Annotated in this window: 19 protein-coding genes and 4 tRNA genes; 7 read left to right on the forward strand and 16 right to left on the reverse strand. The window is 60.2% G+C overall.

Features of this window, described 5'->3' with window-relative positions; genetic code table 11:
* Positions 1 to 133 precede the first annotated feature (133 nt).
* Positions 134 to 331 carry a hypothetical protein gene (locus ASG55_RS02230; RefSeq protein WP_016770569.1) on the forward strand — a complete coding sequence of 66 codons (198 nt, stop codon included), beginning with the start codon at positions 134 to 136 and terminating at the stop codon, positions 329 to 331.
* Here ASG55_RS02230 and ASG55_RS02235 read toward each other — a convergent pair whose 3' ends face one another.
* Positions 332 to 757, reverse strand: coding sequence for a PA3611 family quorum-sensing-regulated virulence factor (locus tag ASG55_RS02235; RefSeq protein WP_007908738.1), 426 nt, complete (start codon positions 755 to 757; stop codon positions 332 to 334).
* A gap of 189 nt (positions 758 to 946) precedes the next feature.
* Here ASG55_RS02235 and ASG55_RS02240 point away from each other — a divergent pair, with 189 nt between their 5' ends.
* From ASG55_RS02240 to ASG55_RS02250, 3 genes are all read left to right on the forward strand, one after another.
* Entirely contained in the window at positions 947 to 1,693 is a 747-nt protein-coding gene (locus ASG55_RS02240; protein WP_056783309.1) for a tRNA-uridine aminocarboxypropyltransferase, read from the forward strand.
* Between the two features lie 223 nt (positions 1,694 to 1,916).
* Positions 1,917 to 2,567 carry a response regulator transcription factor ErdR gene (gene erdR, locus ASG55_RS02245; protein ID WP_016771412.1) on the forward strand — a complete coding sequence of 217 codons (651 nt, stop codon included), beginning with the start codon at positions 1,917 to 1,919 and terminating at the stop codon, positions 2,565 to 2,567.
* 74 nt (positions 2,568 to 2,641) lie between these two features.
* Positions 2,642 to 3,004 (forward strand): diacylglycerol kinase, encoded by a 363-nt coding sequence (locus ASG55_RS02250; protein ID WP_042607041.1) that lies wholly within the window; start codon positions 2,642 to 2,644, stop codon positions 3,002 to 3,004.
* Here ASG55_RS02250 and ASG55_RS02255 read toward each other — a convergent pair.
* Entirely contained in the window at positions 3,001 to 3,927 is a 927-nt protein-coding gene (locus tag ASG55_RS02255; RefSeq protein WP_024011881.1) for a LysR family transcriptional regulator, read from the reverse strand. The two genes, ASG55_RS02250 and ASG55_RS02255, sit on opposite strands and share 4 nt — an antisense overlap.
* Positions 3,928 to 4,059: 132 nt before the next feature.
* On the opposite strand from ASG55_RS02255, the gene fpr reads away from it, so the two are divergent.
* Entirely contained in the window at positions 4,060 to 4,839 is a 780-nt protein-coding gene (gene fpr / locus ASG55_RS02260) for a ferredoxin-NADP reductase (protein WP_007908723.1), read from the forward strand.
* 173 nt (positions 4,840 to 5,012) lie between these two features.
* Here the strand turns inward: fpr and tsaA are convergent, their stop codons facing one another.
* The 6 genes from tsaA to rimO all read right to left on the reverse strand — a co-directional run bounded on the left by tsaA (position 5,013) and on the right by rimO (position 10,482).
* Positions 5,013 to 5,711: a tRNA (N6-threonylcarbamoyladenosine(37)-N6)-methyltransferase TrmO gene (gene tsaA, locus ASG55_RS02265; RefSeq protein WP_056783311.1), complete on the reverse strand. Its 699-nt coding sequence runs from the start codon at positions 5,709 to 5,711 to the stop codon at positions 5,013 to 5,015.
* Between the two features lie 183 nt (positions 5,712 to 5,894).
* Positions 5,895 to 6,665 carry an SDR family oxidoreductase gene (locus ASG55_RS02270; RefSeq protein WP_056783313.1) on the reverse strand — a complete coding sequence of 257 codons (771 nt, stop codon included), beginning with the start codon at positions 6,663 to 6,665 and terminating at the stop codon, positions 5,895 to 5,897.
* A 129-nt stretch (positions 6,666 to 6,794) separates the two neighbouring features.
* Positions 6,795 to 7,265: a DUF1456 family protein gene (locus ASG55_RS02275; protein WP_056783315.1), complete on the reverse strand. Its 471-nt coding sequence runs from the start codon at positions 7,263 to 7,265 to the stop codon at positions 6,795 to 6,797.
* A 70-nt stretch (positions 7,266 to 7,335) separates the two neighbouring features.
* Positions 7,336 to 8,046, reverse strand: coding sequence for an rRNA pseudouridine synthase (locus ASG55_RS02280; protein ID WP_056783317.1), 711 nt, complete (start codon positions 8,044 to 8,046; stop codon positions 7,336 to 7,338).
* Positions 8,047 to 8,235: 189 nt separating this feature from the next.
* Entirely contained in the window at positions 8,236 to 8,709 is a 474-nt protein-coding gene (locus ASG55_RS02285; RefSeq protein ID WP_056783318.1) for a GNAT family N-acetyltransferase, read from the reverse strand.
* 435 nt (positions 8,710 to 9,144) lie between these two features.
* Entirely contained in the window at positions 9,145 to 10,482 is a 1,338-nt protein-coding gene (gene rimO / locus ASG55_RS02290) for a 30S ribosomal protein S12 methylthiotransferase RimO (protein WP_056783320.1), read from the reverse strand.
* Between the two features lie 349 nt (positions 10,483 to 10,831).
* Here rimO and ASG55_RS02295 point away from each other — a divergent pair, with 349 nt between their 5' ends.
* On the forward strand, positions 10,832 to 12,673 hold the full coding sequence (locus ASG55_RS02295) for a potassium transporter Kup (RefSeq protein WP_370695135.1): 1,842 nt from the start codon (positions 10,832 to 10,834) through the stop codon (positions 12,671 to 12,673).
* Positions 12,674 to 12,871: 198 nt separating this feature from the next.
* Here ASG55_RS02295 and ASG55_RS02300 read toward each other — a convergent pair whose 3' ends face one another.
* From ASG55_RS02300 to ASG55_RS02320, 7 genes are all read right to left on the reverse strand, one after another.
* Positions 12,872 to 13,201: a DUF3077 domain-containing protein gene (locus tag ASG55_RS02300; protein ID WP_056783324.1), complete on the reverse strand. Its 330-nt coding sequence runs from the start codon at positions 13,199 to 13,201 to the stop codon at positions 12,872 to 12,874.
* A gap of 554 nt (positions 13,202 to 13,755) precedes the next feature.
* Positions 13,756 to 15,051, reverse strand: a complete 1,296-nt coding sequence (locus ASG55_RS02305) for a virulence factor family protein (protein ID WP_056783327.1) — start codon at positions 15,049 to 15,051, stop codon at positions 13,756 to 13,758.
* A complete protein-coding gene (mprF, locus tag ASG55_RS02310) occupies positions 15,051 to 17,690 on the reverse strand; it encodes a bifunctional lysylphosphatidylglycerol flippase/synthetase MprF (protein WP_056783328.1) in 2,640 nt (879 codons plus the stop codon). Before mprF ends, ASG55_RS02305 begins: the two co-directional genes overlap by 1 nt.
* Positions 17,691 to 17,968: 278 nt before the next feature.
* Positions 17,969 to 18,040 (reverse strand) — tRNA-Met (locus ASG55_RS26720).
* Between the two features lie 10 nt (positions 18,041 to 18,050).
* A tRNA-Met gene (locus ASG55_RS02315) sits at positions 18,051 to 18,127 on the reverse strand.
* Between the two features lie 217 nt (positions 18,128 to 18,344).
* Positions 18,345 to 18,416: transfer RNA gene (locus ASG55_RS26725), tRNA-Met, on the reverse strand.
* 10 nt (positions 18,417 to 18,426) lie between these two features.
* Positions 18,427 to 18,503 (reverse strand) — tRNA-Met (locus ASG55_RS02320).
* A 279-nt stretch (positions 18,504 to 18,782) separates the two neighbouring features.
* Between ASG55_RS02320 and dinB the strand changes: the two genes are divergently transcribed.
* Complete coding sequence (gene dinB, locus ASG55_RS02325; protein WP_056786745.1) at positions 18,783 to 19,844, forward strand: DNA polymerase IV; 1,062 nt, start codon at positions 18,783 to 18,785, stop codon at positions 19,842 to 19,844.
* 110 nt (positions 19,845 to 19,954) lie between these two features.
* Here the strand turns inward: dinB and ASG55_RS02330 are convergent, their stop codons facing one another.
* Positions 19,955 to 20,908 (reverse strand): hypothetical protein, encoded by a 954-nt coding sequence (locus ASG55_RS02330; RefSeq protein ID WP_056783330.1) that lies wholly within the window; start codon positions 20,906 to 20,908, stop codon positions 19,955 to 19,957.
* Positions 20,909 to 20,914 lie beyond the last annotated feature (6 nt).

The following is a 20,914-nucleotide window of genomic DNA, read 5'->3' on the forward strand; positions in this document are numbered from 1 at the left end:
CCCGCCGCTCGTCTGAACGTATCGCAAAGGGCCATCACTCTGATTTACTCAAATACAGACGTCGCAAGACAACCTTGCGCTTGCGCAAGGCAAAGCAATTCAAGGATTCGTGGGTGGCAAGGAGGCGGGATGCATGGTCAGAGTGGTTCTGGAGATCGATACGCAGCTGTATCGAATGTTGCAGGAGTCGGCCGAGACGCATCAATTGAGTCTCGAAGAAGAGTGCTGCCGACGATTGGCCGGCGGCGAGCGTCGCTCGCGCTATCTGCAGGCGCTGGTGGCGGAACTGCGCGCCGAGGATGAACAGCGGCGCGCCAAGGCTTCGCGCTGATTACTTCTTCTTCGCTGGCGCGGCTTTCGGGCAATCGGATTCTTGGTAGCTGGCCGAGCCGATCGCTTTGTTGGTTTTCACTTCGGTGAAGTCGTAACGCATGATCGCGCCCTTGGCCATCAGCTTGCGGTACGACGGGTTGTTGCACACCGACGCGCCCAACTGGAAATACACAGCCTTGGGATCGGCGCGCATCTTGTCGGCGTGGCTCTTTTGCACGCTCAGATGGTTGATCAGCTGCGTGCCTTCGACGGTGTAGCCTTGATCAAGAATGTCTTCATTGATCGCCCGTGGCGTGCCGACGCTGCTTTGGGCGGCGACGTTGCGCAGCTCTCGGTTCAGATTCTGCTCACTCAGGGACGCAGCCTGAGCGGTAAAGGACGACGCCAGCAGAATGGCAGCGGTGGGAACGATAAGGCGCAGCATGAAACTCTCCTGATTCGGTGACTGGTGGTTCGACCCGTCACGGGGCGGTGCGTTCAGTGGCGGCGAATTATAGGGGAGCCGGTCTGGACGGTACAGGCTTGTGGCCGTCGCTCTGGTAAACTGCCGGCCTTTATTGCCCTGCCGAGTGTCGTTCGTGTCGAGTTTCCCTGTCTGCCGGTGTTGCCTGCGATGATCCATGCCCCCAACGCCGTGGCCCGCCTGCGCGATCAGCGCGAGGACGAAGGTATCAAGCCGATTCAGGCGCGCGGCTTTCGCTCCGAGCGTTGCCGCGATTGCCGAGTGATCATAAGTCATTGCCTGTGCGCGTGGCGGCCAAGCGTCGACACCCGCTCCGGCGTGTGCCTGATCATGACCGGCAAGGAAGTGTTCAAGCCAAGCAACACCGGTTGGCTGATTGCCGATGTGGTGCGCGACAACCATGCGTTCATCTGGTCACGCACCGAGCCCGACCCGCAGATGCTTGCACTGCTCAACGATCCGCAATGGCAGCCGTACCTGGTGTTTCCGGGTGAGTATGTCGAACCGTCACGGGTGACCAACACGGTGACAGTCGATAGCAGCAAGCGCCCGCTGTTCATTCTGCTCGATGCGACCTGGACGGAGGCGCGCAAGATTTTTCGCAAGAGTCCGTATTTCGACCGCTTGCCAATCCTCAGCCTGCTGCCCGACAAACTCTCGCGCTATCGCTTGCGCCGTTCGACCCGCAGCGAGCACCTGTGCACCGCCGAAGTCGCTGCGTTGTGCCTGGAGCTGGCCGGTGACAGCGATGCCGCCTCGGCGCTGGATGCTTATTTCGATGTGTTCAGCCAGCATTACCTCGGTGCCAAGCAGCAACTGGACATGAATGAATCGACGCCCGCCCATGCCGAGCTGCTGCCCTATATACGAAAGCCGCAGCCGGCGTTGGCCCGATAGTGGCCCATACTGTCGACAGCGCTGGCCATCTTGCTTGACCACCCCGGCTGCGCTGGGCATGCTTGGCGCCGATTAGGGTGCGGCCAAGGTTTGAGACGCCGTGTTTGCTGTTGATTGGCGTCGAACGTGCCCCTGTGGATATCGCTTCCAAGCGTTGTCTCGAGTTGCTTTGGCCAGACCGGAATCTACCGCGTCTGCCATCAAAAACAGGATCATTTGAAAAATGGCCACATACGACATCCTGATTGCCGATGATCACCCCCTGTTTCGCAGCGCCCTGCACCAAGCGGTGACGCTGGGCCTTGGCCCGGACGTGCGACTGGTGGAGGTGGCGAGCATTGCCGAACTGGAAGCTCGCCTGACTGAAAAGGCTGACTGGGATCTGGTTCTGCTGGACCTGAACATGCCCGGCGCCTACGGTTTTTCCGGGCTGGTGCTGCTGCGCGGGCAGTATCCGCAGATTCCGGTGGTGATGGTCTCTGCCCAGGAAGAAGCCTCGGTGATGGTCAAATCCCGCGAGTTCGGCGCCAGTGGTTTCATTCCCAAGTCCAGCGATCTGAGCGTAATTCAGGAAGCGGTGCGCAAGGTGCTCGATGGCGACGTGTTCTGGCCGCCGCAAGCGTTCGAAGCAGTCAGCGTGTCGGATGAGGCCAAAGCTGCCAGTGATGGCCTCGCCAGCCTGACGCCGCAACAGTTCCGCGTGCTGACCATGGTCTGCGAAGGTCTGCTCAACAAGCAGATTGCCTATGAGCTGAGCGTGTCGGAAGCGACCATCAAGGCCCACGTCACGGCGATCTTTCGCAAATTGAACGTGCGCACTCGCACGCAAGCGGCTTTACTGCTGCAACAACTTGAGTCAATTCCGAGCCAGTGATGGCTGGCGGTTTCACGCTTTTTTGACTTTCGTTGATCTAGCTTCCCCACACCTTTTTGGCTGGTTTCTTTCTTATGTCACCTTTCAAGGGCCAGACCGGCCTGAAACGCATCCTCAACGCGTCCGGCTATTCGCTCGATGGCCTGCGCGCTGCCTTCACCGGCGAAGCGGCGTTCCGCCAATTGGTGCTGCTCAACGTGGTGCTGATTCCGCTGACATTTTTCCTCAATGTCAGCCGTGTCGAGCAGGCGGTGTTGATTGCCGTGTGTTTGCTGGCGCTGATTGTCGAGTTGCTGAATTCGGCGGTGGAAGCGGCCATTGACCGCATCTCGCTGGAATTGCACCCGCTGTCGAAAAACGCCAAGGACATGGGCAGTGCCGCGCAATTTGTCGCACTGAGCATGATCGCTTTGGTGTGGGCAGTGATTCTGCTTTAAGCAATCGTCGGCAAAACGATCTCGTCGCTGCGCTGCACCCCGGCGGTGAATGCTCGGCACAGCTCGAGAAACTCGCGCATCGCTGAAGTCTGGTACTTCTGTTTGTGCCAGATGAAATAGAACTGCCGCGCCAGGTCCAGATCCGGCGTCTCCACCGGCACCAGACTGCCGCGCCGGAAGGCATCGCGCAGCGCCAGCCGCGAAATGCAGCCAATCCCCAAGCCAGATTCCACTGCACGTTTGATCGCTTCGGTGTGTTCCAGCTCGAGACGAATATTCAGCGCGCTGCGATGGTGACGCATGGCCTGGTCGAAGGTCAGCCGCGTGCCGGAACCCTGTTCCCGCAGAATCCATGCCTCATGGGTCAGCTCTTCCATTGTCGCACTGCCGCGTTTGGCCAACGGATGCTGCGGTGCGCAAAACACCACCAGCTCATCCTCGACCCAACTCTGCACTTCGATGTCCGGGTGGCTGCAATCGCCTTCGATTAGACCCAGATCAATTTCGTAGTGGGCGACCTGTTGCACGATATTGGCAGTGTTCTGCACGTGCAGCTTCACCTGACTTTCCGGGTGGCGCTGCATGAAACTGCCGATCAACAGCGTCGCCAGGTAGTTGCCGATGGTCAGCGTCGCCCCCACTGATAACGAGCCGAAACCGGATTTGCCATTAAGCAGGTCTTCGATTTCCTTGGCCTGGTCGAGCAGGGCGACCGCTTGGGGCAACAGTTGTTTGCCGAGGGCGTTGAGGCTCAGGCGTTTGCCGGCGCGGTCGAACAGCTGGCAGCTGGACTGGCGCTCGAGCTCGGTGATCGAAGTGCTGGCCGCCGATTGCGAGAGGTTGAGCAGACCCGCAGCACGGGATACGCTTTCCTGCTGGGCGACGGCGACGAAGACTTGCAGTTGACGGAGAGTAAATCGCATATCGATATAACCGATAACCCTTATCTTAATAATCCAGTTAACAGATATTGTCGTCGCTATTAGAATGCGATGCAATTGCGCACGTTAAGCCTCATTGAGCCGCGCAGACCAATCTCCAGGAGTCAAACGTACATGAGCAACATGAACCACGAGCGTGTCCTCAGTGTTCATCACTGGAACGACACTCTGTTCAGCTTCAAGTGCACCCGCGATCCGGGCCTGCGCTTCGAGAACGGTCAGTTCGTGATGATCGGCCTGCAACAGCCCAACGGCCGCCCGCTCATGCGCGCTTACTCGATCGCCAGCCCGAACTGGGAAGAGCATCTCGAGTTCTTCAGCATCAAAGTGCAGGACGGTCCGCTGACCTCCCAGCTGCAGCACTTGAAGGAAGGCGACGAGATCATCATCTCGAAGAAGCCTACCGGCACGCTGGTTCTTGATGACCTGAACCCGGGCAAGCACCTGTACCTGCTGAGCACCGGCACCGGTCTGGCGCCGTTCATGAGCGTCATTCAGGACCCGGAAACCTACGAGCGCTTTGAGAAAGTGATCCTGGTTCACGGTGTGCGTTACGTCAACGAAGTCGCCTACCGCGAATTTATCACCGAGCATTTGCCACAGAACGAATTCTTCGGCGAGGCGCTGCGTGACAAGCTGATCTACTACCCGACCGTGACCCGCGAGCCGTTCGAGAATCAGGGCCGCCTGACTGACCTGATGCGCAGCGGCAAGCTGTTCAGCGACATCGGCCTGCCACCGATCAACCCGCAGGACGACCGCGCGATGATCTGCGGCAGCCCGAGCATGCTCGACGAGACCAGCGAAGTGCTCGACAGCTTCGGCCTGAAGATCTCGGCGCGGATGCGCGAGCCGGGTGATTACCTGATCGAGCGTGCGTTCGTCGAAAAATAACCTGCGATACCTGTGGGAGCGAGCCCGCTCGCGAAAGCAGTCTGTCATTAAGATTGATGTTGACTGACACGACGCCTTCGCGAGCAGGCTCGCTCCCACAGTTGGTTTTTGGGTGTGACAGTAAAAGCCCGCGTTGCCTGAGAAGGCAGCGCGGGCTTTTTCGTTTGCGGGTTTTATGCCTTGGCCGGGATGACTTCCAGCACGCGGATCTGTTCGGGCGTCGGGTAATGCCAGCGCACGTCCAGATCCCAGAACTGCGCACCATATTCACGTTCCGGCGCCGGTGTCTGATACGCCGGACGCGGATCCTGAGCCAGACATTGTTCAATCAGCTCAACCAATGGCTCTTCAAGCCGCTGAGCGTGGGTGTGCGCTTGTTTCAAGGCTGACTCCGCCCACTGCACGTCGATCAAGTGCGGCGCCGCGCTGGCGATGTCATTGGTCGCCCCAGGGATGATGTCGGCGTACGGCACGTACGGTTTGATATCCAGCACCGGTGTGCCGTCGAGAAGATCGATCCCGGAGATAAACAGCCGATTACCTTCGACCCTGTCCAGCTTCACCACCGACTGGCCAATGCCGTTCGGCCGGTGCGTGGCGCGGGTGGCGAACACGCCCATCGACTTGTTGCCGCCCAGGCGTGGCGGGCGCACTTTCAGTCGCGGTTTGTCTTCCAGGGCTTGGTGGAACAGAAACAACAGCCACACATGGCTGACCTGCTCCAGCCCCTGCACGGCGTCACCCTGGTCGAACGGCGCGACCAGTTCCAGCACGCCACGGGCGGCCGGGGCCAGTTGTGGCTGGCGGGGGATGGCGAACTTCTCCTTGAAGCAGGAGCGCACGAAGCCGATGGGGGAGACGCTGTAAGTCATGGTCTGGGATCGAAGCGGGGTAGGGCGGGCATGATAACCCGGCTCGCTTCAAGTCTGGTGGTGACAGGGCGGACGCCATCGCTGGCAAGCCAGCTCCCACAGGTTTTTGAGTGAACCTGGATTGTTCAAACACCCAAGAACCCTGTGGGAGCTGGCTTGCCAGCGATAGTCACACCGCCGATGTCAGAGGCTGAACCCACCATCAAGAGGAATGATGTTCCCGGTCATATAAGCCCCCGCCGTACTCGCCAGGCTGATCGCCAGCGCCGCCATCTCTTCCTCACGCCCCCAGCGCTTCATCGGAATCAGCGCAGTATCCTCAGCCAATGCCTGCTCATCATTACCAATATGCTGGGTCATCTTGCTCGGAAATCGTCCCGGCGCAATCACGTTGACGTTGATGTGCTGGCTCACCAGTTCTCGCGCCAGAATGCGCGATAACTGATGCAGGGCGGCCTTGCTCGGCCCATAGGCATATGCCTGCTCGCCAAACGAAGAAATCCCCGCCACCGAACCGATATTGATGATCCGCGCCGGATTCGCTGCCGAGCCAGCCTTGCGCAGTAACGGCAGAAACTGCTGGATGCAACTGAACACCGACGTCACGTTGAGCTGCATGACCTTTTCCCAGCCCTTGACCGGATAACTCTCCAGCGGCGCGCCCCACGTGGTGCCGGCATTGTTCACCAGAATGTCCAGATGAGTGATCTGCTCGCCCAGGCGCGCGGCCAGTTCCCGCACGCCTTCTTCAGTGGCCAGATTCGCCGCCACGCCGTGGCAAGTGCCGAAGGCACTGAGTTCTTGCGCCGTTTGATGACAGGCTTCGGCGTCGCGGGAGCAGACGAACACTCGGGCGCCAGCCTCGACAAAGGCCTTGGCGATCATTTTGCCGATACCACGGGTGCCGCCGGTCACCAGAGCGGTGCGGCCTTGCAGGGAAAAGTAGGGATGCATGGCGAGTCCTGAGGGCTAGGGGTCAATACACCCTAGTCGCCAGCCGCAAAAAACGGAGCCACTATTTTCGAAGGGAATGAACGGTCATGCGCTGCGGTGGCGACCATCAGTCGCCACCGCAGAAGGGCATCAGGCCGGGCGAACGCGCAGGGTCAGACCCTTGAGGAAGTTACGCAGCAACTGATCGCCACACGGCCGATAGTTGGTGTGGCCGACCTTGCGGAACAGCGCGCTCAGTTCAGGCTTGGATACCGGAAACTCGGCGGCCTTGAGGATCGCGTGCATGTCGTCTTCTTTCAGTTCGAAGGCCACACGCAGTTTTTTCAGGATGATGTTGTTGGTCACCGGCACTTCGATCGGCTGCGGCGGACGGCTTTCGTCCTTGCCGCGTTTGAAGATCACCAGGCCGTCGAGGAAGTGCGCGATGACTTCGTCCGGGCAGCGTACGAAGCCTTCTTCGTCTTCTTCTTTCTTGTCGAGCCAGGTGATGACATCGGCGAGCGTGACGTCCATGCCGCCCAGTTTGATGATCTCGACAACTTTCTTGTCGCTGATGTCGAGCATGTAGCGCACGCTGCGCAGTACGTCGTTATGAACCATGTCGGTATTCCTGATGCGTTGTGGGCAGCGCTCGCGGGCGCTGCCGGAATGTGTGGCGGCAGTGGAAGTTCTAGAACTTCTCTTTGCCGGACAGGTAGCGCCATTGGCCAACCGGGACCTTGCCGATCGAGACGCCGCCGATGCGGATGCGGCGGATGCCGATGACCTTCAGGCCGACCGCTTCGCAGAACTGCGCGATGATCCCCGGCTGCGGGTTTTTCATGGCGAAGCGCAGACGGTTTTCGTTCTGCCAACTGGCCTTGACCGGCGGCAGCTCCTTGCCCTTGTGCGTCAGGCCATGCTGCAGGCGATTGAGGCCGTGGGCAGCCATCTCACCTTCGACTTCGACGATGTATTCCTGCTCGATCTTCGCAGCGTCGGCGGTGAGCTTGCGCAGGATTTTCCAGTCCTGGGTGAACACCAGCAGGCCGCTGGCCTTGGGCTGCAGGTCGGCGCTGGCGGTCAGGCGCAGGAAATGCCCGCGCAACGGACGCTTGCCGTAGCGATGCTCTTCGCTGAGGGTTTCGGCGCTGAGCGATTGCATGGCGCTGTCGACATCCATGCCGGCGGGCGCGTTAAGCAGGATGGTCACCGGCTCCGGCGCGGTGGCCTTGGCGTCCTTGTCGAGCTCGACCTTTTGCTCGCCGACCTTGAATTGCGGCTCATCGATGACTTCGCCGTCCACAGTGACCCAGCCGCCTTCGATGAACAGCTCGGCCTCCCGGCGGGAGCAACCGACCAGTTCGATGAGGCGTTTGGAGAGGCGAATCGGGTCAGTCATGACGGGGCCGTAACAAAAAAGGGGTGGGCATTGTACCTGTGTGGAAGCGGTTAAGCCCGGTTCCATTTGCAGGGTGTTGGTATTCCCTGTGGGAGCTGGCTTGCCTGCGATGGTATCAACTCGGTATTTCTCGTACACCGCGGCGTCTGCATCGCTGGCAAGCCAGCTCCCACAGGGTTCCAGGTTGTGTCAGGCATGGTTCGCGCGCTGCTGGGACTGCCGCAGGCGCATATGCAGTAGCGGATACGGCTGGCCCATGCCATCGACGTCGGAGCGGCCGATCACCTCGAAGCCCTGTTTCTCGTAAAAACCCAAGGCTTGCGGATTTTGTTCGTTGACGTCGAGTTCATCGGCGTTGAGCCGTTCGATCGCATAGCGCAGCAACTGCTTGCCCAAGCCTTGACCACGATGATCAGGATCGATGAACAGCATTTCAATCTTGCCCGCCGCCACACCGGCAAACCCGGTGATGCGCTGCTGGCGGTCCTTGGTGCAGATCAGCATTACCGCGTCGAGATAGCGGGTGAGCACCAGATTGCGCAGCAGCTCGATATAGCTGTCCGGCAGAAAATCATGTGTCGCGCGAACCGAGGCCTCCCAGACCCGGGTCAGTTCCTGGTAATCGCTGAGTTTCGGTGTGTGGATGACCGAATGCTGACGCATGTGCGTGTGCCTCTTGTGCGGTTCAAGGGAGTCCGTCCCCCGCTAAACGATAGCCGCAAAAAAGCCCCGTATCTCGGAAAAGAGCGGGGCTTTTTGGATTTGTTGCGGTGTCTGGCTGGCTATTTCTGTCGCCAGCAAGATCTCTCCCCCTCACCCCAACCCTCTCCCCCAGAGGGGGCGAGGGGGAAGGGAGCTGATCTTGGTGCTGTTCAAAGCCTGAGTTCGACTCGATATTTCAAGTCGCCGTCATTCTGAAGAGCACCTCGATCAGTCCCTTCTCCCCCAGAGAGGGCGAGGGGGAAGGGAGCTGAACTTCGTGCTTTTCAAACCTGAGTTCGACCGGATAGCTCAGGTCGATGTACCTAGAAAGAACAACACGGTCAGCTCCCTCTCCCTCTGGGAGAGGGCTGGGGTGAGGGGCTTTTGATCTTCAGATCAGATCTGCTCAGCCCACAGATCATATTTGTCAGCGTCAGTCACCTTGCACCAGACCTTGTCGCCCGGCTTCAGGTTGCTGCCGTTGTCGATAAACACGTTGCCATCGATTTCCGGGGCGTCGAAGAAGCAACGGCCGACCGCGCCTTGCTCGTCCACCTCATCCACCAGCACTTCAATCTCACGACCAATGCGCATCTGCAGGCGTGCCGAGCTGATCGCCTGCTGGTGCGCCATGAAGCGCTCCCAACGATCCTGCTTGACGTCGTCCGGGACCACTTCCAGATCCAGATCGTTGGCCGGTGCGCCATCCACCGGCGAGTACTGGAAGCAGCCGACGCGGTCGAGCTGGGCCTCGGTCAGCCAGTTGAGCAGGTACTGGAAGTCTTCTTCGGTTTCGCCCGGGAAGCCGACGATGAAGGTCGAACGGATGATCAGGTCCGGGCAGATTTCGCGCCAGTTCTTGATGCGTGCCAGGGTCTTGTCTTCGAACGCCGGACGTTTCATCGACTTCAGGACTTTCGGGCTGGCGTGCTGGAACGGGATATCCAGGTACGGCAGGATCTTGCCGGCGGCCATCAGCGGGATCAGCTCGTCGACGTGCGGGTACGGGTAAACGTAGTGCAGGCGCACCCAGACGCCCAGCGTGCTCAGCGCTTCGCACAGCTCGGTCATGCGGGTTTTCACCGGCGCGCCGTTCCAGAAGCCGGTGCGGTATTTCACGTCGACGCCGTAGGCGCTGGTGTCTTGCGAGATCACCAGCAGCTCTTTGACGCCGGATTTGACCAGGCGCTGCGCCTCGTCGAGCACATCACCGACCGGACGGCTGACCAGTTTGCCGCGCATCGACGGGATGATGCAGAACGAGCAGCTGTGGTTGCAGCCTTCGGAAATCTTCAGGTACGCGTAGTGGCGCGGGGTCAGTTTGATGCCTTGCGGCGGCACCAGGTCGATCAGCGGGTTGTGATCCTGACGCGGCGGCACCACTTCGTGCACGGCGTTGACCACTTGCTCGTACTGCTGCGGGCCGGTCACGGCCAGCACGCTCGGGTGTACGTCGCGGATGTTGCCTTCTTCCACGCCCATGCAGCCGGTAACGATGACCTTGCCGTTTTCCTTGATCGCTTCGCCGATCACTTCCAGCGACTCGGCCTTGGCCGAATCGATGAAACCGCAGGTGTTGACCACCACGACGTCGGCGTCCTGATAGGTGGACACCACGTCATAGCCTTCCATGCGCAGCTGGGTCAGGATGCGCTCGGAGTCGACCAGTGCTTTCGGGCAACCCAGAGATACAAAGCCAACCTTTGGATTGGCCGGCGCAGGAGTGGTGGACATGTCTAACCTCGGTGTTTTGTGACGTCGCTTGCTTGGTGCGCAAGCCGACGGATGGGCGCTTAGGGCGCGCCTCTGATCAAAAAGTGCGCAATTCTAGCGGCGGGCAACGCACTTGACCAGCTTTATACGGGGAAATACGACGAGTGCTGCGCTATGCTTCGCGCCGTTGAGCTTTGCCGATTTCTTGCAGTCAATCATTGGTCTGTAACAACAGGTAAAACAGCGCATGCTGCAACTCAAAGCATAGTGCTTCCTTCAAAGAAGCCGGTATCGAGATCAGGAGTGTTGGATGGGTCAGGCAAGTAGTCATGCGGCGGGCGCCGAGGGTTCGGCAAGCAGACCGCTGAGCATGCTGGTCGCGGCGGTCGGGGTGGTTTATGGCGACATCGGTACGAGCCCGTTGTACACCCTCAAGGAAGTGTTTTCCGGCGGTTACGGCGTGCCGGTCAATCACGACGGTGTGCTGGGCATTCTGTCGTTGATCTTCTGGTCGCTGATCTGGGTGGTCTCGATCAAGTACATGATGTTCGTCCTGCGCGCCGACAACCAGGGCGAGGGCGGCATCATGGCGCTGACCGCACTGGCACGGCGCGCAGCGGCGGGGCGCAAGCGCCTGCGCACGCTGTTGGTGGTGTGCGGGCTGATCGGCGCGGCGCTGTTCTATGGCGACAGCATGATCACCCCGGCCATTTCGGTGCTGTCGGCGATCGAAGGCCTTGGCCTGGCGTTTGACGGCATTGATCACTGGGTGGTGCCGCTGTCGCTGGTGGTGCTGGTCGCGCTGTTTCTAATCCAGCGCCACGGCACCGCGCGGATCGGCATTCTGTTTGGGCCGATCATGGTTACCTGGTTCCTCGTCCTCGGCGCGCTCGGTGTGTACGGCATCAGCCACACGCCGGAAGTGCTGCATGCGCTTAACCCGATGTGGGCGGTGAATTTTTTCGTCGTGCACCCAGGCATGGGCGTAGCGATCCTCGGCGCGGTAGTGCTGGCGCTGACCGGCGCGGAAGCGCTGTACGCCGACATGGGCCACTTCGGCCGCAAGCCGATCGCCCGTGCCTGGTTCCTGCTGGTGCTGCCGGCGCTGGTGCTGAATTACTTTGGCCAGGGCGCATTGCTGCTGGAAAACCCGGAAGCCGCGCGCAACCCGTTCTATCTGCTGGCGCCGAGCTGGGCGCTGATTCCGCTGGTCGGCCTGTCGACCCTGGCCACGGTGATCGCTTCGCAAGCGGTGATTTCCGGCGCGTTCTCCCTGACCCGTCAGGCGATCCAGCTCGGTTACATCCCGCGCATGTACATCCAGCACACCTCCAGCGACGAACAAGGCCAGATCTACATCGGCGCGGTGAACTGGGCGCTGATGGTCGGCGTGGTGCTGTTGGTGCTGGGCTTCGAATCCTCCGGTGCACTGGCCTCGGCCTACGGCGTCGCAGTGACCGGCACTATGCTGATGACCACCATTCTGGTGTCGGCGGTCATGCTGCTGCTGTGGAAATGGCCACCGATCCTTGCGGTGCCGGTGTTGATCGGCTTCCTGTTGGTGGATGGTCTGTATTTCGCTGCCAACGTACCGAAGATCGTCCAGGGCGGCGCTTTCCCGGTGATCGCCGGTATCGCGCTGTTCGTGCTGATGACCACCTGGAAGCGCGGCAAACAGCTGCTGGTCGAACGCCTCGACGAAGGCGCGCTGCCGCTGCCGATCTTCATCAGCAGCATCCGCGTGCAACCGCCGCATCGGGTGCAAGGCACCGCGGTGTTCCTCACCGCACGCTCCGACGCCGTGCCCCATGCCTTGTTGCACAACCTGCTGCATAACCAGGTGTTGCATGAGCAAGTGGTGTTGCTGACGGTGGTCTACGAAGACATCCCGCGCGTACCGCCATCGCGGCGTTTCGAGGTTGAAGCGCACGGAGAGGGTTTCTTCCGGGTGATCCTGCACTTCGGCTTCACCGACGAGCCGGACGTGCCGCAAGCGCTGAAGCTGTGTCATCTGGATGATCTTGATTTCAGCCCGATGCGTACCACCTACTTCCTCAGCCGCGAGACGGTGATTGCCTCGAAACTGGAAGGTATGGCCCGTTGGCGTGAGGCGTTGTTTGCGTTCATGTTGAAGAATGCCAATGGCAATTTGCGGTTCTTTAATTTGCCGTTGAACCGGGTGATTGAGTTGGGGACACAGGTGGAGATGTAAGCCTGACCTCAACTGAAAAGCCCCCGTCAGCCTTGTGGTTGGCGGGGGCTTTTTTGTGCCTGTGCCCAATCCCTCAAACCACCGCTGATTCCCTGTGGGAGCGAGCCTGCTCGCGAAGGCGTAGTGTCAGTCGAAGCATGTGGTGGCTGAACCACCGCATTCGCGAGCAGGCTCGCTCCCACAGGGTATTGGGTTGAATCAAGAGGTGCGTTCAGACAGATCAGCTTCAGATTCAGTCTTCGTCCGCGCGGGTCGTGGGATCAGCGCTTGGATCACGTCATCAACCAAGGCTTTGCCCATCACGGTCAGGTAATGCGCAGCCCAGGCATGGCGGTCGGTGTCTTTGATGAAGGCAGCGTCCTCGGCGAAGGATTTGGCGAGGGATAGCAGGTCGGAGGATTGGGACAAGGCATCGATGATCGGGACGCCGGAGCGGACGTTGAAGAACGCTTGATCCGAGTTGTAGAGGAAAGGGGTGAAGCCGATTGTTGTAAGGTCTGAAGGCGTTGACGGAATTTCTTTGCTCATTGTTTTGCTCCCTAAAACGAGGAGCTGCCGCATTCGTTACCACACGAATGGGTGGCAGCTGTACGCAGGGTGGTAAACCGGGAGAGCAAAGAAACCGGCAGACCCGAAGGTCTCCCACGTACAGCTGCCATGACAGTAAATTACAGGCGTAAAAGAACGCCTGATGTCGTGATGGAGGCACTGTTGCACTTTGCTTAACCGGGTTACCACACCCGATCGCTGAATGGGTCAGCGACGTCCGGAGAGTATCCCGTCAAAAAACAGCGCAATAGAGCGGCAAAGCGCCCCAACAAGAGTTTCGGAGTTTGCCTACAAGGTCTGTGGGCGTCATCTGATATTGCGAGACTGGAAGTAAACGAAAGTAAACACCTGGCACTTTTTTCTCTGTGGGAGCGAGCCTGCTCGCGAAGGCGTAGTGTCAGTCGCCGAATCTGTAAACTGACCCACCGCTTTCGCGAGCAGGCTCGCTCTCACAGGGATTTTGGTGTCTGTTGGGATGTAAAAAGCCCCCGCAACCGTGAAGTTGCGGGGGCTTTTTGTGGATGCGCTTCAGATCACTCTTCGGCGACCGAATCCTTGCTCTGACGCTTCTGGATCAAATCCACCAAGCGCTTGGCCAGCGCCGGGTAGTTCTCGTCGAAGTGGTGCCCGCCGGGCAGTTTCACCGCTTCGCCGACAGCAGTCTTGTCGGTGCAGCCACTTTCATCCGTCTCTTCTTCGCCATAGATGCACACAACCTTGGCCGCTGGCAGCTTGGCCATTTCCGGGCCGGTCGCGGCTTCTTTGCCGGCGTTGCCCAGCCAGCCTTCGACTTCGATTTCGAAGCTGCCGGTGCGGGCGAAGGCGAGCAGGATGATCGCGTCGACGCGTTGCTGTTCGTTCTCTGGCAGGCGGTTGTAGATCGCCGGCAGGACGTCAGCGCCGAACGAATAACCGGTGAGGATGAAGCGTTTGGTGCCCCATTTCTGCCGGTAGTGCTGCATCAGTTCGGTGAGGTCGAGCGCGCTTTGCTCGGGGCTTTTGTGCTGCCAGTAGTAGCGCAGGGTGTCGATGCCGACCACCGGGTAGCCGATCTTGGCCATTTCGCCCGCCACGTCGCGGTCGAGGTCGCGCCAGCCGCCGTCGCCGGAGAGGAACAGGGTCACGGTGTCGTTGGCCTGACCGGCCGGCACTTCCACGACCGGGATCGCCAGGCCGCCGTTGGCCTTGTCGCCGCCGACGAGGATTTTGCGCAGTTCGTTGTTCAGCACTTGCGGCAGGTTGATGTCGTAGTCACTGATGCTGGTTTCGGCGTTCGGCTGATCGCGCACAAAGCCTGCGCTGGCGTCGTCCGGGTTGTCGTTCCACGCCACCAGCCAGTGGCCGTGGGCGGCGGATTTTGGCAACAGGTGGGTGCAGCCGGGTTTTTCCAGGGCCAGATCGACGGAGACGGCCTGGGCCTTGTCGTCTTTCTGTTCCGCCAGCCAGCGCCACGCCAGCACAGCGCCCGGGCCGATGCCGCTGACCAGGGTGGCCGGGCCATTCAGTTCACGCAGGCCCGACTGCAGGGCGCGGCTTTGCAGCAGGCAGTCCTTGGGCAGAATCACCTGAACGATCTGCGCCGAAGCGCTGCGGCTGAGGGTGGTCAGTTGTTTCTCGGAAAGCTTCTGTTCGTCGGTGACGGCCACCAGCACCTGAGCCTTCGGCTTGTTGCCGGGGATCACGCGGGTCATGGCCGTGCCATCGGCGGGTTTCAGTTGTTCGACGGTCGGTTCCGGTGCCGGACGTTTGAGGTACCAGTAACCGCCGCCGGCAATCACGGCCAGCACCAGCAGGGCGGCCAGGATGTACTTCAGGGAGCGTTGAATCATCAGCGTTTCACCAATCCGGTCAAGCCGCCCGCGATCAGGGCAGCAGTGTCGGCCAGTGCCACGAGCGGATCGAGTCCGGCGGGCACGGCCATATAACGGGGTTCCCAGTCGGGCTGGAACTTGTCTTTGAAGCGGCGCAAGCCTTGGAAGTTGTACAGCTGCTCACCACGGCGGAAGACCATCGAGCCCAGGCGCTGGGTCAGCGGTGCGCCGCGCCGGGGTTGCAGCCCCGACAACGGCACCATGCCCAGGCTGAAGCGCGCGTATCCGTGACTCTTATAGTGTTGAATCAGGCCGACCATCATGAATTCCATGGTCAGCTTCGGCGCTTCCGGGTGCGCGCGCATCAGGTCGAGACTGGCCAGATCGTGGCTGTAGGTCTCGAGCAGATTGGCGAACGCTACCGGGCGGCCTTCGAAGCGAATCACTGCAATGCGGAAATGCTTCAGGTAATCGTCGCTGAAACGGCCGAGGGAGAAGCCTTTCTCGCGCACGTTCTTGCCGGTCAGCCAGGCATCGGAGATCACTTTCAGCTCGTCCATCGGCGCCTGCCCCGGCTCATGGATTTCCAGCGACAGTCCATCGCGGGTGCCACGGTTCCAGGTGTAGCGCAGGTCCTTCATCTCCTTGCCCTTGGCTTCCAGATCGAAGCGCAGCAGATCGACCCTGGCTTCTTCGCCGAGCTTGATCGCTGTCAGGCCGATGTCCATGTAGTACGGCAGATTCTCCGCGCGCACCTGATAGAACACGGGGCGGGTGTGATGGATGTCGCAGAGATCGCGGAACTGCCAGATCATTTCCGCGCGTTGCTGGCTCGGCCCGATCGGGTCGTACAGCGCCACCAGACTGCGGCCACGGCGGGCGTACATCAGGAACGCCTCATCGTTGGGGTGAAACAGCAACGCCTTGTCACCGGTCAGCGCGAGGCCGCCGTCGGGTTGCGACGAGGCCATGAGGATTTTCGCCGCGCGATCCAGTTCGTCCGGCGTCGGCAAATGAATCACCGGGCGCGCCGTGCGCAGCAGCCAGGTCAGCGAGATGATCACCAGCAACACCGCCGCACCGAGCAGCGAGCGCAGACCGCGCGGCGCGTCAGCGTCGAGGGTGAACTGCCACCACAGCTGATGGCTGTAGGGTACGTCCTGATAGGCAAACAGCAGCAACCAGGCCGAAGCGCCCAGTACGCACAGGCTGGCGACCAGATACAGCGGCGAAAACGGCAGTTCGGTCAAACGGCTCGGACGGTAGAAGGAGCGGCGGAACACGCCGAGCAGCGCGGCCGTCAACGTCATCAGCGTGGCTTCTTCCCAGTCGAAGCCTTTGAGCAGCGAGAGCAGGGCGCCAACCAGCAGCAGAATGGTGGTCAGCATCCACGCCGCCGACAGGCGTCGACGCAGACCTTGGGCGAGCAACAGACAGAGGACGCCGATCAGGCTGGCGCCGAAGTGCGAGGCGTCGACCAGGCGATGCGGGATCAGAAAACCGATGTGCTCCAGGCGCGTGTCGATTTCCGGGGTCGCGCCGGAAAACAGCAGCACCACGCCAGACAGGAACACCAGCACCGCCAGAACCGGCGCGGCCAGACCGGACGCCGCGCGCATGGTCTGGGATTGAAACAGGCGCTGGCCTTCGTTGATCAGCAGCAATACGCAAGCGACCAGCAGCGGCAGCACCACGTAGATCAGGCGATACAGCAGCAGTGCAGCGGCCAGCGGCGCGGCGCCAAGCTTGTCGGCAAACGCGGCGAGCAGAATCGCTTCGAACACACCGACGCCGCCAGGTACATGACTGAGCACACCGGCGGCCAGGGCCAGCAGATACACCAGCAGGAACGGCGCAAACGGCGGCGCTTCCGGCAGCAACAAGTAGAGAACGGTGGCGGCAGCCGCGACATCGAGGGCGGTGATCACCAGTTGCAGAAAGGTCAGACGACGACCCGGCAGGCGCAGGGTGCGCCGCCCGGCACGGACCAGCAGATTGTCGGGGTAGGGTTGTTCCGGCAGGCGACGACGATAGATGCCGATCGCCAGCACCGTACCAAGGATCAATATGGCAGCGGCAACCGAGCCCAGCAAGATTTCGGACAGCCCCAGCGCTTGCGAGGCGGCGGGCAGGTTGCTCAGGGTGGCCAACGCTGCCAGTGGCGGCAAGGCGCAGCCCAGCGAGAGGCTGGCAAATAGCGTCATGTGCGCCACTTCCGACGCACCGACGCCCAATCGCGCATATAAACGATAACGAACCGAGCCGCCGGACAGCAGCGACAGGCCGATCGCATTGCCAATCGCAAATGCGGTGAAACCGCCGAGGGCGAGCGTGCGCGGCGGCAGTTTCACGCCAGCGTAGCGGCTGGCCGACCATTCATAGCCGAGCAGAATGATGAAACCGACCACGGTCGCACCGATGGCGCCGAGCAGGGCCGGTTTCGGCACGTCGAGAATCGAGTCATGCAACGCATAGAGATCGAGCTCGGCGAGCAGATGGCGGCAGGCAATCAGGGCAATGGCAAACAGCAGCAACGTGACGGCCAGACCGATCGGCTGACGGTATTTGCTTAATCGATCCAGCCAGCGCAAACGCTCGGGTTTGATCGGTTGTTCTGCTGTAACGGTGTCTTGTGGATCAGACGAGTTGGCGCGCATCAATCACCTCTTGGATTGTGCGCGACAGGATGGAGGTATCCAGCCAAGTTACCAATCCCTGTAGAAAAAAATAATCACAAAATACTACGCCTCTCGTCGGGCATCGGCGAGGGCAGTTCCTGGATTGCAGAAGCCCTGTCTGCGACTCAAGCATAGTCGCAAGTCAGTGGTTCTGATGATCCCCAGCGGTCACTGCACAGTGACAGATCATTGTTGCGAAAGGACTTTTTCAACAGATACAAAAAAGGCCACTCTTTCGAGTAGCCTTTTTTGATGTTTGGTTGCGGGAGCCGGATTTGAACCGACGACCTTCGGGTTATGAGCCCGACGAGCTACCAGACTGCTCCATTTTTTGATGTTTGGTTGCGGGAGCCGGATTTGAACCGACGACCTTCGGGTTATGAGCCCGACGAGCTACCAGACTGCTCCATCCCGCGTCTGTGTGGCGGCATTCTACAGGCGAACGACGAGGTGTCAACCGCTAATCCCGGAATGGGCCAAATAACTGCGAAATCGCGGCAAACGGTCGCAGGTGATGCGTAAGTTTCGGAAATTCAACGAATTGCCGTTTCGCCAGCGATTGAGCGGGGCGCCCGTTTGCAAAACAGACGCGCACAAAAAAGGCCACTCTTTCGAGTAGCCTTTTTTGATGTTTGGTTGCGGGAGCCGGATTTGAACCGACGACCTTCGGGTTATGAGCCCGACGAGCTACCAGACTGCTCCATTTTTTGATGTTTGGTTGCGGGAGCCGGATTTGAACCGACGACCTTCGGGTTATGAGCCCGACGAGCTACCAGACTGCTCCATCCCGCGTCTGTGTGGCGGCATTCTACAGAGGTTCGCGAATGTGTCAACCGTCGATCTGGATAAATCTGTTGAGGTTCAAGCGCTTAGCGTCTTTTCCGGGCGGGCGACCGGCGCGCAGGGCAGGTGGTGCAAGGCTTTCAGCTCTATTGCCCGTTGATCTGTAATTGAAAAAATAAATTCATCGGAAATCTCCTACGGTCGGAAAAGAACATTCAACCACTGGTGCTATATACAGGTGCCAATGAGATACTGCCGCTCCGGCTTGCCACGTTGTCTTTTTCCGACATGACCCAGCGAAAAATCATCCACATCGACTGTGACTGTTTCTATGCCGCCATCGAGATGCGCGATGACCCGCGTCTGGCCGGCAAGCCACTGGCGGTGGGTGGTTCAGCGGATCGACGCGGGGTGATCGCCACCTGCAACTATGAAGCGCGCGCCTATGGTGTGCGCTCGGCCATGGCTTCCTGTCACGCGTTGAAATTGTGCCCGAACCTGACCATCGTCAAGCCGCGCATGGACGCTTATCGGGAAGCGTCGAAGGAAATTCATACGATCTTCGCCGACTACACCGACCTGATCGAGCCGCTGTCGCTCGACGAGGCCTATCTGGATGTGTCCGACAGCGCGCATTTCGGCGGCAGCGCCACGCGCATCGCCCAGGACATTCGCCGCCGGGTCTCCAACCAATTGCACATCACCGTTTCCGCAGGCGTTGCGCCAAACAAATTTCTGGCGAAGATCGCCAGTGACTGGAAAAAACCCAACGGTTTGTTCGTGATCACCCCGGATCAGGTCGAGGAGTTCGTCAGTGGTCTGCCGGTGAGCAAGCTGCACGGCGTCGGCAAGGTCACCGCCGACAAGCTCGGCAAGCTCGGCATCGTTGACTGCCAGCATCTGCGCGAGTGGGGCAGGCTGGCGCTGGTGCGCGAATTCGGCAGTTTCGGCGAGCGCTTGTGGAATCTGGCCCGTGGGATCGATGACCGGCTGGTGCACAACGACAGCCGTCGTCAGTCGATCAGCGTGGAAAACACCTACGACGTTGATCTGCCGGACTTGCGCAGCTGCCTGGACAAATTGCCCGAGCTGCTCGATACCCTGAAAACCCGCATGGCGCGGATCGACAGCAGTTATCGACCGGGCAAGCCGTTCGTCAAAGTCAAATTCCATGATTTCACCCAGACCACGCTGGAGCAGGCCGGGGCAGGGCGGGACCTGGGCAGTTACCAGTTGATGCTGACGCAGGCGTTCAACCGCGGCGGCAAGCCGGTGCGGCTGTTGGGGGTGGGAGTGAGGCTGGAGGATTTGCGCGGCGGGTTTGAGCAGATGGAGTTGTTTGAGCGGTAGATTCGCGGTGCCTGGCAGGGCCTCTTCGCGAGCAGGCTCGCTCCCACATTGGATCTTTGTCGTTCACAAATCCCTTGTGGGAGCGAGCCTGCTCGCGAAGCTTTTAAGCTTTAATTCGGTCCCGGATCAGCCACTAAACGCCCGGCATCCTTGGCCAGAGACTTGAGAAACTCAGCCTGCAACTCCGGATCGTTGCGCGTCAGTTCGATCAGGCTCTGTTCCAGCTCACTGGCTTCTTCTTCCAGACCCAGCTCCGACAGGCGTTTAACCCGGTGTACCCACTGGCTCACCTCGTCATCTTCCAGATCGTCATAAATCAGCCCGTGCGCCTCAATCAACTTGCCGCGCAGGTGGCCGCTGAGCATCAGGGTCGAGTCGGAATGCACATCGTCCTTGGCGTCTTCGACACTGATCTGCAAGCGGCCGACATGGTTGAGGTCATGTTCGGCGAAAGGGCTATCGAGCAGATTCAAGCGCAGCACACCGTTGCGATCAGTGGTCATGTCGAACGTCTGCTTGCCGGCCTTGACCTGCACCGGTCGTTCGCTCCACGGCAGGCTCGAATACTCCGTGCGCTTGTCGCGCTGGACTTCGTCGATGCCCGCGAGGTTCTGCTGCGCACGACCATTGGACTGCACGTTCATGAACGGGTTGAGCCCGGCGAAACCGTAGCTCAGCCAATCCCGGGTGACGCTATCCGGCAGGTTTCCGAGGGCAAACACGTTGACCACGTTGGCACCGACACCACCGACCACGGCTACCGCGCCCAGCGGAATCTCGTAGACTTCGCGCCAGGGTTGGTAAGGCGTGTAGCGGTCGTAGCGACGGGTGACCTCGAACTCGGTGACTTCGAAAGTCTTCTGCTCGTTGATCTTCACGCGTCGCTGCGGCAGCTCGAGCACCTTGGGCTCGCCGACATCGATCTGCAGGCTGTGATCGAGCAACTTTCGCTCGACCCGCTCTTCGTGCTCGCTGCGTTGCGACATGTGATTGGCGCAGCCGCTGACCAGCAGGGCGCCGCACAGGGCGGCGCCACCGAGGCCTAAGGTGTTTCGCTTGAACATGACGTC

It is taken from the genome of Pseudomonas sp. Leaf434 (assembly GCF_001425545.1).
Lineage (GTDB): Bacteria > Pseudomonadota > Gammaproteobacteria > Pseudomonadales > Pseudomonadaceae > Aquipseudomonas > Aquipseudomonas siliginis.